Source organism: Streptomyces ovatisporus (genome assembly GCF_042653885.1).
Lineage (GTDB): Bacteria > Actinomycetota > Actinomycetes > Streptomycetales > Streptomycetaceae > Streptomyces > Streptomyces ovatisporus.
Genome location: NZ_JBHSFH010000004.1, coordinates 607,548 through 620,555 on the forward strand (window position 1 = coordinate 607,548; position 13,008 = coordinate 620,555).

At 69.7% G+C, this 13,008-nt stretch carries 12 protein-coding genes; 11 read left to right on the top strand and 1 reads right to left on the bottom strand.

What is annotated here, in order from left to right; all coding sequences use genetic code 11:
- Positions 1 to 34: 34 nt before the first annotated feature.
- The 7 genes from rsmD (at position 35) to mutM (ending at position 5,215) form a co-directional block, all read left to right on the top strand.
- Positions 35 to 634, top strand: coding sequence for a 16S rRNA (guanine(966)-N(2))-methyltransferase RsmD (rsmD, locus tag ACFPA8_RS07485; RefSeq protein ID WP_386444102.1), 600 nt, complete (start codon positions 35 to 37; stop codon positions 632 to 634).
- 56 nt (positions 635 to 690) lie between these two features.
- A complete protein-coding gene (gene coaD / locus ACFPA8_RS07490) occupies positions 691 to 1,170 on the top strand; it encodes a pantetheine-phosphate adenylyltransferase (RefSeq protein ID WP_386444104.1) in 480 nt (159 codons plus the stop codon).
- Positions 1,171 to 1,241: 71 nt separating this feature from the next.
- Positions 1,242 to 2,363, top strand: coding sequence for an ATP synthase F0 subunit B (locus ACFPA8_RS07495; protein ID WP_386444106.1), 1,122 nt, complete (start codon positions 1,242 to 1,244; stop codon positions 2,361 to 2,363).
- A gap of 64 nt (positions 2,364 to 2,427) precedes the next feature.
- The gene (locus tag ACFPA8_RS07500) at positions 2,428 to 3,111 is read left to right on the top strand and encodes a YceD family protein (protein WP_386444108.1); all 684 of its coding nucleotides are present in this window, start codon (positions 2,428 to 2,430) and stop codon (positions 3,109 to 3,111) included.
- A 2-nt stretch (positions 3,112 to 3,113) separates the two neighbouring features.
- The gene (gene rpmF / locus ACFPA8_RS07505; RefSeq protein WP_045864962.1) at positions 3,114 to 3,287 is read left to right on the top strand and encodes a 50S ribosomal protein L32; all 174 of its coding nucleotides are present in this window, start codon (positions 3,114 to 3,116) and stop codon (positions 3,285 to 3,287) included.
- Positions 3,288 to 3,306: 19 nt separating this feature from the next.
- Positions 3,307 to 4,164: a ribonuclease III gene (gene rnc / locus ACFPA8_RS07510; RefSeq protein ID WP_386444112.1), complete on the top strand. Its 858-nt coding sequence runs from the start codon at positions 3,307 to 3,309 to the stop codon at positions 4,162 to 4,164.
- 109 nt (positions 4,165 to 4,273) lie between these two features.
- The gene (gene mutM / locus ACFPA8_RS07515) at positions 4,274 to 5,215 is read left to right on the top strand and encodes a bifunctional DNA-formamidopyrimidine glycosylase/DNA-(apurinic or apyrimidinic site) lyase (RefSeq protein ID WP_386444115.1); all 942 of its coding nucleotides are present in this window, start codon (positions 4,274 to 4,276) and stop codon (positions 5,213 to 5,215) included.
- A 292-nt stretch (positions 5,216 to 5,507) separates the two neighbouring features.
- Here mutM and ACFPA8_RS07520 read toward each other — a convergent pair whose 3' ends face one another.
- Positions 5,508 to 6,302 (bottom strand): CAP domain-containing protein, encoded by a 795-nt coding sequence (locus ACFPA8_RS07520; protein WP_386444117.1) that lies wholly within the window; start codon positions 6,300 to 6,302, stop codon positions 5,508 to 5,510.
- Between the two features lie 290 nt (positions 6,303 to 6,592).
- Here ACFPA8_RS07520 and ACFPA8_RS07525 point away from each other — a divergent pair, with 290 nt between their 5' ends.
- The 4 genes from ACFPA8_RS07525 (at position 6,593) to ACFPA8_RS07540 (ending at position 12,939) form a co-directional block, all read left to right on the top strand.
- Positions 6,593 to 6,916: an acylphosphatase gene (locus tag ACFPA8_RS07525; protein ID WP_386444120.1), complete on the top strand. Its 324-nt coding sequence runs from the start codon at positions 6,593 to 6,595 to the stop codon at positions 6,914 to 6,916.
- Positions 6,917 to 7,219: 303 nt separating this feature from the next.
- On the top strand, positions 7,220 to 7,432 hold the full coding sequence (locus ACFPA8_RS07530) for a hypothetical protein (protein WP_045864967.1): 213 nt from the start codon (positions 7,220 to 7,222) through the stop codon (positions 7,430 to 7,432).
- Between the two features lie 254 nt (positions 7,433 to 7,686).
- On the top strand, positions 7,687 to 11,277 hold the full coding sequence (smc, locus tag ACFPA8_RS07535) for a chromosome segregation protein SMC (RefSeq protein ID WP_386444123.1): 3,591 nt from the start codon (positions 7,687 to 7,689) through the stop codon (positions 11,275 to 11,277).
- Between the two features lie 237 nt (positions 11,278 to 11,514).
- The gene (locus ACFPA8_RS07540) at positions 11,515 to 12,939 is read left to right on the top strand and encodes a sugar porter family MFS transporter (RefSeq protein WP_386444125.1); all 1,425 of its coding nucleotides are present in this window, start codon (positions 11,515 to 11,517) and stop codon (positions 12,937 to 12,939) included.
- Positions 12,940 to 13,008 lie beyond the last annotated feature (69 nt).

Here is a 13,008-nt window from a genome sequence, read left to right on the forward strand (position 1 = left end):
ACGACCGCCCGGCAGAGGAGAGGAATCCGCCACAATGACCCGCGTGATCGCAGGCGCCGTCGGCGGACGGCGGCTGACCGTGCCGCCGGGCCAGGGCACCCGTCCCACCTCCGACCGGGCCCGCGAGGGGATGTTCTCCAGCTGGGAGGCCCAGCTGGGCGGTGCCGCCGCCTGGCAGGGCTCACGGGTGCTGGACCTGTTCGGCGGCTCCGGCGCCGTGGGCCTGGAGGCGCTCTCCCGCGGAGCGGCGCACGTGCTCCTCGTCGAATCGGACGCCCGGGCCGCCCGCACCATCCGGCAGAACGTGAAGGCCCTGGGGCTGCCGGGCGCCGAGGTCCGCCACGCGAAAGCGGAACAGGCCCTGGCGGGGCCCGCTCCGGAGGTCCCCTACGACCTCGTCTTCCTCGACCCTCCCTACGCCGTGACCGACGGACATGTACGGGAGATCCTGCTCACACTCCGGTCCGGCGACTGGCTGAGCGACGAAGCACTCGCCACCGTGGAGCGGAGTACCCGGGGCGGCGAATTCCGCTGGCCCGAGGGCTTCGAGGGGCTGCGGTCACGTCGCTACGGCGAGGGGACGCTCTGGTACGGTCGCGCCGCCGTACGCGGAGCCACCCCCGCGTCATGCTGACTTCTTCCGGGGCCGCCTCGCCGGCCCCAGATCGTTCGGAGAGCGAGGAAACACCAGTGCGTCGCGCAGTCTGTCCGGGATCCTTCGACCCCATCACCAACGGACACCTCGACATCATCGCCCGCGCCTCCAAGCTCTACGACTCGGTCTACGTGGCGGTGATGATCAACAACTCGAAGCGGGGCCTCTTCTCCGTGGACGAGCGGATAGACCTCATCCACGAGGTGACCGCGGCCTTCGGCAACGTACGCGTCGAAGCCTTCCACGGCCTGCTCGTGGACTTCTGCAAGGACCGGGACATCCCCGCCATCGTCAAGGGGCTGCGGGCCGTCTCCGACTTCGACTACGAACTGCAGATGGCGCAGATGAACAACGGCCTCTCCGGCGTCGAGACGCTCTTCGTGCCGACCAACCCCACGTACAGCTTCCTCTCCTCCAGCCTGGTCAAGGAGGTCGCCACCTGGGGCGGCGACGTCTCCCACCTCGTGCCGGAACCCGTCCAGCGCGCCCTGGCCGCACGCCTCGCCAAGCCCTGAGACGCAGCCCTCAGTGCTGCCTTCGGGCATCCGCTGTCGGGTTGAGCGCGACTGGCCGTAAAGTCACCTCCGTGGACGTTCAGCAGAAACTCGACGAGATCGTGACGGCCGTGGACAGCGCACGCGCGATGCCCATGTCGGCGTCTTGCGTGGTGAACCGCGCCGAACTGCTCGCCAAACTCGAAGAAGTGCGCGAGGCCCTCCCCGGCTCGCTCGCTCAGGCAGAGCAACTCCTCGGCGGCCGGGAGCAGATGGTCGCCGAAGCACAGGCCGAGGCGCAGCGCATCATCGAGTCGGGGCACGCGGAGCGCGGCTCGCTGGTCTCCGGCACCGAGGTCGTACGCCAGGCGCAGGCGGAGGCGGAGCAGATCCTCGCGCAGGCCCGGCAGGAGGCCGCGGAGATCCGCGCGGAGGCGGACGACTACGTCGACAGCAAGCTCGCCAACTTCGAGGTCGTCCTCAGCAAGACCATCGGCTCCGTCGAGCGGGGCCGCGAGAAGCTGCTCGGCAGCGGTCCCGGCTCCGAGGAGTGGAACGAGGAGTACGCCGAGGACGCACCCGAGCGGTCCACCGACCCGCGCGAGCTGCGGGACCGCGCCGACAACTACGTCGACGTCCGGCTCGGCGCCGTCTCGGCCGTGCTCACCAAGACCCTCGAAGCGGTCGGCAGGGGCCGTTCGAAGCTGCTGGGCCACCGGCCCTCCGACGAGCTCGGCGCGCACATGGCGGCCCAGGACGCCGCCGAGCAGGGCGTGCACACCAGCGACGCCGACTACATGGCCGACCTCGCCGCTGCCGGACAGCAGGGACCTCACGCGCCGGCACCGGTCGGCCCGGCCGGCGGGCCCGGTCAGCATCCCCATCACGGGGTCTCGCCGGAGCAGCCCGGGTATCAGCCCGTTGCGGCGGCCGCAGCCGACCCGTACGCGGTCCAGGCCCAGCAGGACCCCTACTACGGCGGCCAGGACGCTGCCGCGTACCAGCAGCAGTACGCCTACTACGGTCAGCAGCCCGACCCGTACTACGCACAGCAGCAGCCGGAGCTCCAGCAGCACTACGGGCAGCAGCACCAACAGCAACAGCACCAGCCGCAGCTGGACGAGACGAGCTTCTTCGACACGAGCATGATCGATCTGGACCAGGTCCGTGAGTACGAAGCGCGCTACGGCCAGGGCTACGGGCAGGGCAGCTGAGACTCGATTGGGTCGCGGCCGGACGGTCCAGTATCCTGGCTCTTCGGTCATGCGTACATCGGCGATGACTGCTGCCCGGTTCTCCCCGGGCGGCGAGCCCCACCGTAGAAAGCAGGAAGCCCTGAACGCCCGCCTCGACCCCCGTGCTCCTCTCGTGTTCGACACACGTGAACTGGGGCGGCGTCCTGGTGCGATGAAGGAGCTGTCCCGCTCGGTGAAGTCTCCCGGTGGTCTCGGCGTCGAGTTCATCGGGGTGCCGGACGACGCGACGATCGAAGTGGAGCTCCGCCTGGAGTCGGTCATGGAGGGTGTGCTCGTCACAGGCACCGCCCGTGCACCGCTCAAGGGGGAGTGCGTAAGGTGTCTGGAGCCGCTGGAGCAGGAAAGCACGGCGGATTTCCAGGAGCTGTTCTCCTACCCCGACGCCGACGACCGGAGCCGCCCCGCTGCGGATACCGGCGACGACGCCGAGGAGGAGGACACCTTCTCCCTCGAGGGCGACTATCTCGACCTCGAACCCGTGCTGCGGGACGCGGTGGTTCTCTCACTGCCCCTGCAGCCGGTGTGCCGGGACGACTGTCCGGGACTGTGCCCCGATTGCGGAGCGCGCCTGGCGGACGACCCGCAGCACGCGCATGAAGACGCCGTCGACATCCGTTGGGCGGCACTGCAGGGACTCGCCGGGACCATGAAGGACGGCGAGAACGACATGCCCCGCAAAGCCGGGGACGACTCACAGGAGAAGTAGCCGTGGCTGTTCCGAAGCGGAAGATGTCGCGCAGCAACACGCGCCACCGCCGGTCGCAGTGGAAGGCTGCGGTCCCCACCCTGGTGAAGTGCGAGCGCTGCACTGAGCCGAAGCAGCAGCACATCGCGTGCCCGAACTGCGGCACCTACAACAAGCGTCAGGTCCTCGAGGTCTGATCGGCTGGTGACAGGCTTCATGTCAGACGCCCGAACCCCCGGCAGCGCTCACCGTCGCGACGGGAGCGAGTCGGCGGCACCGGCGGCGGATCTGGTGGATGCGGCCTCGTCCCACACGCTTCTGGAAGGGCGGCTCGGGTACTCCCTCGAGTCCGCCCTTCTGGTGCGTGCGCTGACGCACCGGTCGTACGCGTACGAGAACGGCGGGCTGCCGACCAACGAGCGCCTCGAATTCCTCGGCGACTCCGTCCTCGGACTGGTGGTCACCGACACCCTTTACCGCCTCCACCCGGACCTGCCGGAGGGCCAGCTCGCGAAGCTGCGGGCCGCCGTGGTCAACTCCCGCGCCCTCGCGGGCGTCGCGCGCGACCTGGACCTGGGTGCGTTCATCCAGCTGGGCCGCGGCGAGGAGGGTACCGGCGGCAGGGACAAGGCATCGATCCTGGCCGACACCCTCGAGGCCGTGATCGGCGCCGTCTACCTCGACAAGGGGCTCGACGCCGCGGCTGAGCTCATCCACCGCCTCTTCGACCCGCTCATCGAGCACTCCTCGAACCTCGGTGCCGGCCTCGACTGGAAGACCAGCCTTCAGGAGCTCACGGCCGCCGAGGGCCTGGGCGTACCGGAGTACCTGGTCACCGAGACGGGCCCGGACCACGAGAAGGTCTTCACGGCTGCTGCCCGCGTCGGTGGTGTCGCGTACGGCACCGGCACCGGCCGCAGCAAGAAGGAAGCCGAGCAGCAGGCGGCGGAGACGGCCTGGCGGGCCATCCGGGCCGAGGCGGACAAGGCCGCGGCCTCGTCCTCGCAGTCCTCACAGTCCTCGCCGTCCTCGTCCCCCGAGGCGGATGCAGCGGCTGCATCGCCGGGCGCCTGACCTGCACCATCGCACGCAGACGGTCCTGCGGGCCCGGCCCGGACGGGCGGGCCCGCAGTCCGTTGCGGCATGGCCTACGCCCTGTCCCGGCCCCTTGCGAGGAGAATCCGTGCCCGAGCTGCCCGAGGTCGAAGTGGTCCGCCGTGGGCTGGAGCGCTGGGCTGCAGGCCGCGAAATCACCGACGTGGAGGTGCTCCACCCCCGCGCCGTGCGTCGGCACGCCGCCGGCGGGGCCGACTTCGCCGCACGGCTCAGAGGCCACCGGTTCGGTACGGCCAGGCGCAGGGGGAAGTACCTCTGGCTCCCCCTCGACCCCGGCTTCTGCGTCCTGGCCCATCTCGGAATGAGCGGTCAGCTCCTCATACAGCCGGGCGACGCACCCGACGAGAAGCATCTGCGCATCCGCATCACCTTCGAGGACGCGGCGGCGGGGGAGTTGCGCTTCGTCGACCAGCGCACGTTCGGCGGTCTCTCGCTGCACCCGGAGATCCCCGCTCTCCACCCCGGGCAGCAGCCACCCGCGGACGGCTCGGCCGAGACCCTCCCCGATGTGATCGCCCACATCGCCCGCGACCCCCTGGACCCCGCCTTCGACGAGGCGGCCTTCCACGATGCGCTGCGCCGCCGTCGCTCGACGATCAAGCGCGCGCTGCTCGACCAGTCGCTGATCAGCGGAGTCGGCAACATCTACGCGGACGAGGCGCTGTGGCGCGCCGGACTGCACTACGAGCGGCCGACCGCCTCCCTGACCAGGCGCCGCACCGTCGAGCTGCTCGGTCATGTCCGCGACGTCATGAACGCCGCGCTCGCTGTCGGCGGCACCAGCTTCGACAGCCTCTACGTCGACGTCAACGGCGAGTCCGGCTACTTCGACCGCTCGCTGGACGCCTACGGACGCGAGGACGAGCCGTGCCGCCGCTGCGGAACGCTCATGCGGAGGCGGCCCTGGATGAACCGGTCCAGCTACTTCTGCCCGCGCTGTCAGCCCGCGCCCCGTACTCGGCGTGCAGTCACTGCCCCGCCGGGCACGGGACGAGAGCGTCAGACCTGACTCCGGCTGATCGTCGGCTGCCGACGTACCTCTGTGTTTGCCGGATTCGGCGGCGGTGACCGCCGCAACCGCTCTGGGGGCGTATCTCGGGTGTCCTCCCCACGAGGGACGGGCATCATGGCCGATGACCTCGGCCGAGCCGCCCGCCAGAGCTCTCGCCTGGGCCGCGGAGGCCACCGGTTCAGCCGCCCGTCACGGAACGGCCCGCCGTGGACAGCTCCGTATCGGGCCCGGACACAGAACGGCCCCGATACGGCCGATGGGCTGTATCGGGGCTCTGATCCGTGCTTTCTCAGTAGCCGAAGTTCTGAGTCCACCAGGGGCCGTCGTCGCCCGAGAGGTAGGCGCCGACACCCAGCGTGCGGTACTCGCAGTTGAGGATGTTGGCCTTGTGCGCAGGACTGTCCATCCAGTCCTCCATGACCTCCTCGGCGTCTGTCTGACCGCGGGCGATGTTCTCTCCGCCCAGGTCCAGAATGCCGGCCTCCTCGGCCCGGTCCCAGGGGCCGGAACCGTCGGGGGCGATGTGGCTGAAGAAGCCCTGGATCGCCATGTCCCTGGCGAAGTCGCCGGCCATGCTGATGAGGTCGCGGTCGGCCTTCACGGGCTTGCAGCCCGCGTCCTCGCGCTCCTCGTTGACCAGTGACAGGACCTCGGCCTCGGCCACCTCCGTCGGGGTCGACGGAGAAGAGCCCCCGCCGGAGCCCGAACCTGAGCCGGAACCCGACCCGGAACCGTTGCCGTTGCCCTTGCCGTTGTCGCTCCCGCCGCCGGGGTTGCCGCCGCCCGGTTCGGACGGCTGCGAGTTGTCGCCGCCGGGGTTGCCGCCGCCCGGTTCGGACGGCTGCGAACCGCCCGGCTCCTGGGGCTGCTCGGGGCTCGGGGAGTCCGGGGGAACCGCGCCGCCTTCGCCGTTTCCGCTGCCGTCACCGCCCGGGACCTCGGAGCCGCCCGAGGGGGAAGGCACGGAGGGAAGTTCGGACGTGTCGGGGGGGCCACCGGCCTCGATGTCGCTGTACTGCGTACCCGAGCCCCCGCCGGGCTGCGGAACCACGGTCGAAGCGACGGCCACAGCTCCCATGGCCATCGCCGCGGACGCTCCCAGAAGTCCCGCCCGTGCCGACAACCCGCCGCCTCGCGAGGGAGGGGGGATCGGCCTGCGGTGCGAGCCGCGCTGCCGAGGATCGACGTCGTATGTGACGGCGGGGGGCTCGGGAGCGTGGGATACACGTCTGTGACGGCCCATCTCTGAAGTCCTCACAATGTTTTCGGCTTCCCAGCCTCATCCGTTCGGGTGAAGCTCGTTGGGGCGGACTTTAACGCATGACAGAGGGGACGCATGTGCCGACCGAGGAAATGTCCGGATAGCCTCCGCTCATGACGGCGGGTAATACGAAGGCGGATGACAATAACGCGGCGCCGGGCGCGGCCGTGCGGATGACCGCGTGGGTGCGGGGGCGCGTGCAGGGGGTCGGCTTCCGGTGGTTCACACGGGCCGCGGCTCTGCGTATCGGCGGCGTGGAGGGATTCGTGATCAATCTGAGGGACGGCAGGGTCCAAGTCGTCGCCGAGGGAGGGCGAATGGAGTGCGAGCAGCTTCTGGAATGGCTGCGCGCCGGAGACACGCCCGGGCGGGTCTCCGGAGTCACGGAGATATGGGACCGGCCGCGCGGCGGCTATGACGGCTTCGCGATTCGATGATCCAAAGCGGTTGCCATTCGCCGTCCACCGTGCAAGGCTGCCGCAACGAGTGGTTGTTAGTGATCTTCACGCCCCCCGCGGGCCGCCGCCTCCGGCGCAGGAACGCCGTCGAGTCAGGGCCGCCCAGGGCCGCGGGGCGTGATCGTGTTGACCGTCAAACCTTTTGGTGAGAAGCTGGAAGTCCCCCGCAACCGGACTGTTCGATCCGGAAAATAACTTCAGAACTGGTACTCGCGGGCGCGAAATTTCCCTCACGACCAACAACCACTCGTGTTGGTCACTCAGTGTGGAGGACCATCGATCATGGCAAAGGCGCTTCTCGGTTACGTCGGCGGCTCAGACCCCCGAGTCCTCTCCGAGATGCGACGGCTGCAGCAGCGTGTCCAGGACCTGGAATCCGAGCTCGTACGGATGCAGGCCGAGAACGACGCTCTGTCCGCCGCCGCACGGCATCAGGACTCGATGCTCGAAAGCATCGACATCGACGTACACCAGGCGGAACCCGCGCTGACCTGACCCACGGTCACGATCGGCGTAGGCTGCCGCTCATATCATTCTGCGAGGGACGCTTCGGCGTCCCTTCGTTGTTTGCCGAGTGGCCTTGCTCTTCCTCATCACTGCTTGTGCCGTTGGCTGTTGGGCGCTGCGCTTACCGACTGATGTGCCCTCCACCCACCTCGGCGAAACCGAATGGCTCAACGTGACTTCGGCGCGCTGCGTCGCCGGACCCGGGGCCGTGTGACAGGGCAAGTGGACTAGAGTCCGACGGCGTGCACCTGAAGAGCCTGACACTGCGGGGATTCAAGTCCTTCGCCTCCGCCACGACGCTGCGCTTCGAGCCCGGCATCACGTGCGTCGTCGGTCCCAACGGCTCGGGCAAGTCCAACGTGGTCGACGCCCTGTCGTGGGTGATGGGGGAGCAGGGCGCCAAGTCGCTGCGCGGCGGCAAGATGGAGGACGTCATCTTCGCCGGCACGACCGGGCGTCCGCCGCTCGGCCGTGCCGAAGTCTCGCTCACCATCAACAACAACGACGGTGCCCTGCCCATCGACTACTCCGAGGTCACCATCACGCGGATCATGTTCCGCAACGGTGGCAGCGAGTATCAGATCAACGGCGACACGTGCCGACTCCTGGACATCCAGGAGCTGTTGTCGGACTCCGGCATCGGCCGTGAGATGCACGTCATCGTCGGTCAGGGTCAGCTCGACGGCGTGCTGCACGCCGATCCGATGGGGCGCCGTGCCTTCATCGAGGAGGCCGCAGGTGTCCTCAAGCACCGCAAGCGCAAGGAGAAGGCGCTGCGGAAGCTGGACGCCATGCAGGCCAACCTCGCCCGCGTGCAGGATCTGACCGACGAGCTGCGGCGCCAGCTCAAGCCGCTCGGCCGGCAGGCGGCGGTCGCGCGCAAGGCGCAGGTGATCCAGGCCGATCTGCGGGACGCGCGGCTGCGGTTGCTGGCCGACGATCTCGTCACGCTGAGGGAAGCGCTGAAGTCGGAGGTCGCCGACGAGGCCGCACTCAAGGAGCGCAAGGACGCCGTAGAGGCCCGCCTGAAGGAGGCCCTGCGCCGGGAGGCCGACCTGGAGCAGCAGGTGCGGACGCTGACGCCCCGCCTGGAACGCGCCCAGCAGACCTGGTATGAGCTCTCCCAGCTGGCCGAACGCGTACGCGGCACGATCGGCCTCGCCGACCAGCGCGTCCAGCACGCCAAGGCTGCGCCTGTCGAGGAGCGCCGTGGCCGCGACCCCGAGGACATGGAGCGCGAGGCGGCCCGCATCCGCGAACAGGAGGCGGAGCTGGAAGCCGCTCTGGAAGCCGCCGAGCGGGCCCTGGACGACACCGTCGCGCACCGCGCGGAGCTGGAACGGCAGCTGCACGAGGAGGAGCGCCGTCTCAAGGACGTGGCGCGAACGATCGCGGACCGCCGCGAAGGGCTGGCCCGGCTGCACGGACAGGTCAACGCCGCCCGCAGCAGGGCGTCCTCGGCACAGTCGGAGATCGACCGGCTGACCGCCGCACGGGACGAGGCGCAGGAGCGCGCGGCGGCGGCCCGTGAGGAGTACGAAGCCCTCCAGGCGGAGGTCGACGGACTGGACCAGGACGACGAAGAGCTCGCCGGGCAGCACGAGACCGCCAAACGTGAACTGGCCGACGCGGAGGCCGCGCTCTCCGCGGCCCGCGAGGCCGTCACCACCGTGGAGCGTGAGCGGGCGGCCACATCCGCCCGCCACGAGGCGCTCGCGCTCGGGCTGCGCCGCAAGGACGGCACGGGAGCGCTGCTCGCTGCGACCGACCGGCTGACCGGGCTTCTCGGGCCTGCCGCCGAACTCCTCACCGTGACACCCGGGTTCGAGGTGCCGCTCGCGGCGGCTCTGGGAGTGGCGGCGGACGCCGTTGCTGTCGCCGACACCTCGGCCGCCGCCGACGCGCTGCGTCTCCTGCGCAAGGACGACGCGGGCCGTGCGGCCCTGCTCCTGGGCTCCGGCGCGGGAGAAGCGCTCCGGAGCCAGAGCTCCGAGGCAGCCCACGTGGGGCCGCAGGACGAGGAAGGTCCCCGCGCAGCCGCGCAGTTCGTACGGGGCCCGGAGGCGCTGATGCCCGCCGTCCGCACCCTGCTGCGGGACTTGCTGCTCGTGGAGACCCTGGAGGACGCAGAGGAGCTCGTCAGGTCGCGTCCGGGCGTCGTGGCTGTGACTGCCGAAGGCGACCTGCTGGGTGCGCACTTCGCGCAGGGGGGTTCGGCCGGTGCGCCCAGCCTCCTGGAGGCACAGGCGGCCGTGGACGAGGCCGCGGCGAAGCTCGGGGAGCTGGCCGGGCGGCACACGGAGCTGAGCGAGGAGCAGGAGCGGGCCAGGACGCGCCGGCGCGAATGCGCCGCACGCGTCGAGGAGCTCGGGGCGCGGCGCAGCGCGGCGGACAAGGAGAAGTCGCACGTCGCCGGCCGGCTCGGGACGCTGAGCGGACAGGCGCGGGGAGCGGCCGGGGAGGCCGAACGTACCGCTGCGGCGGTCGCAAAGGCCGAGGCGGCGCTCGTACGGGCGAACGAGGAGGCCGAGGAGCTCGCCGAGCGGCTGGCCGTCGCGGAGGAGGCGCAGGACGAGGCCGACGACGAGCCGGACACGTCCCTGCGGGACCGGCTCTCGGCCGACGGTGCCAACGCCCGGCAGACGGAGATGGAGGCGCGGCTTCAGGTCCGCACCCACGAGGAGCGGGTCAAGTCGCTTGCCGGGCGGGCGGATTCACTCGATCGTGCGGCGCGTGCAGAGCGTGAGGCGCGGGCCCGTGCCGAACAGCGGCGTGCCCGGATGCGCCACGAGGCCGAAGTGGCCGGAGCTGTGGCCTCCGGGACGCGTCAGCTGCTGGCGCACGTCGAGGCGTCCCTCAGCCGCGCCGAGGAGGAGCGTGAAGCGGCCGGGCACGCCAAGAGCGAGCGCGAAAGGGCGCTGGTCGCCGAGCGGAACGAGGGGCGCGAACTCAAGGACGAGCTCGACAAGCTGACCGACTCGATGCACCGCGGTGAAGTGCTGGGCGCCGAGAAGCGCATGCGCATCGAGCAGCTGGAGACGAAGGCGCTGGAGGAGCTGGGGGTCGAGCCCGCGGGGCTGGTCGGCGACTACGGCCCGGATCAGCTCGTACCGCCGTCGCCGCCCGCCGAGGGCGAGGAACTGCCGGAGGACCCGGAGCACCCGCGGAACAAGCCGGTGCCCTTCGTCCGCGCCGAGCAGGAGAAGCGACTGAAGGCGGCGGAGCGCGCTTACCAGAAGCTGGGGAAGATCAACCCGCTGGCGCTGGAGGAGTTCGCGGCGCTGGAGGAGCGTCACCAGTTCCTCAGTGAACAGCTGGAGGACCTGAAGAAGACCCGGACCGACCTGCTTCAGGTCGTGAAGGAGGTCGACGAGCGGGTCGAGCAGGTCTTCACCGAGGCGTTCCACGACACGGCGCGTGAGTTCGAGGGCGTCTTCTCACGGCTCTTCCCGGGAGGTGAAGGGCGCCTCGTGCTGACCGACCCGGACAACATGCTCACCACCGGGGTCGACGTCGAGGCGCGGCCCCCGGGGAAGAAGGTCAAGCGGCTCTCGCTGCTCTCCGGCGGAGAGCGCTCGCTGACGGCGGTGGCGATGCTGGTGTCGATCTTCAAGGCGCGGCCGAGCCCGTTCTACGTCATGGACGAGGTCGAAGCGGCTCTCGACGACACGAACCTGCAGCGGCTGATCCGGATCATGGAAGAGCTGAAGGACAGCTCGCAGCTGATCGTGATCACCCACCAGAAGCGGACGATGGAGGTCGCCGACGCGCTGTACGGCGTCTCCATGCAGGGTGACGGCGTCTCCAAGGTCATCAGCCAGCGCCTCAGTTGAGGGCTGAACGCACCATCTCTTCACACCTTGAACAACCTTGGTGGGGCCAGTGCGCGCCAGTGCAGGAGAACTCAATTTCCGCGCAACTCTTGACTTCGAAACATGAAGTCATAGTCTCTGCAGCGTCACTTTTACCTTCAAGTGGTGGTGCGTGCGCCCTCCGTTCGCGCGCTCGCCCACCCCGAAGGCGACGCAATCCCGAACCCGGCTGAGGCGCCGGGCAGCGCAGGAGAGATCTTGACCAGCACCCCTCAAGCGGCGCCGCCGTCGGCAGGCGGGCAGACCGCCCCGCTCGGACGCGTCGTCTTCATCGCAGCATCGGCCGCCATGGGCGGCTTCCTCTTCGGCTACGACAGCTCTGTGATCAACGGAGCCGTCGAGGCCGTCAGAGGCCGCTTCGACATCGGTTCGGCCCTGCTGGCGCAGGTCATCGCCGCCGCGCTGATCGGCAGCGCGATCGGCGCCACCGTCGCGGGCCGTCTCGCCGACCGAATAGGGCGCATCCGCGTCATGCAGACAGCTGCGGTGATCTTCACGGTGAGCGCCGTCGGTTCGGCGCTGCCGTTCGCGCTGTGGGACCTGGCCCTGTGGCGGGTGCTCGGCGGTGTGGCCATCGGCATGGCCTCGGTGATCGGCCCGGCCTACATCGCGGAGGTCTCCCCGCCGGCGTACCGCGGGCGGCTCGCCTCGTTCCAGCAGGGCGCCATCGTGCTCGGCATCGCCGTCTCCCAGCTGGTCAACTACGCGATCCTCACCCTCGCCGACGGTGACCAGCGCGGTGAACTCGCCGGTCTGGAGGCGTGGCAGTGGATGCTCGGGGTCATGGTGATCCCGTCCGTCGCCTACTTCCTGCTGTCCTTCGTGATCCCCGAGTCGCCGCGCTTCCTGATCTCCGCCGGGAAGCACGCCGAGGCCCGGAAGGTGCTCGGCAGCGTCGAGGGCGAGCACGAGCGGATCGACGAGCGCGTCGACGAGATCGAGTACGGGATGCGCAGCGAGCACAAGTCCACGTTCAGGGACCTGCTCGGCGGGCGCTTCGGCTTCCTGCCGATCGTCTGGGTCGGCATCGGGCTGTCCGTCTTCCAGCAACTGGTCGGCATCAACGTGGTGTTCTACTACTCGTCGACGCTGTGGCAGTCCGTGGGCATCAACCCGGAGAGCTCGTTCTTCTACTCCTTCACGACCTCGATCGTGAACATCATCGGCACTGTCATCGCGATGACGCTGGTGGACAAGATCGGCCGCAAACCGCTCGGGCTCATCGGCTCGGTGGGCATGACGATCTCGCTCGCACTGGTGGCCTGGGCGTTCTCCGCCCGTACCGGTTCCGGCGACAACGTCTCGCTGCCGGACACAGAAGGCGCGGTGGCCCTCGTCGGTGCCCACACCTTCACGCTCTTCTTCGCGCTCTCCTGGGGCGTGGTCGTCTGGGTGCTGCTCGGTGAGATCTTCCCGAACAAGATCCGCGCCGCCGGTCTCGGAGTCGCGGCGGCCGCGCAGTGGGTCGCCAACTGGGCCATCACGGCCAGCTTCCCGAGCCTCTCCGACTGGAACCTGTCGGGCACGTACGTCATCTACACGGGCTTCGCCCTGCTCTCGATCCCGTTCCTGCTCAAGTGGGTCCCGGAACCGAAGGGCAAGGCGTTGGAGGAGATGGGTTAATCCGAACCCCGCCACCCGCTCCTCTGCACGGTCGCTGCCCCGGTCTCCGCATCCGAGTCCGGGGCAGAG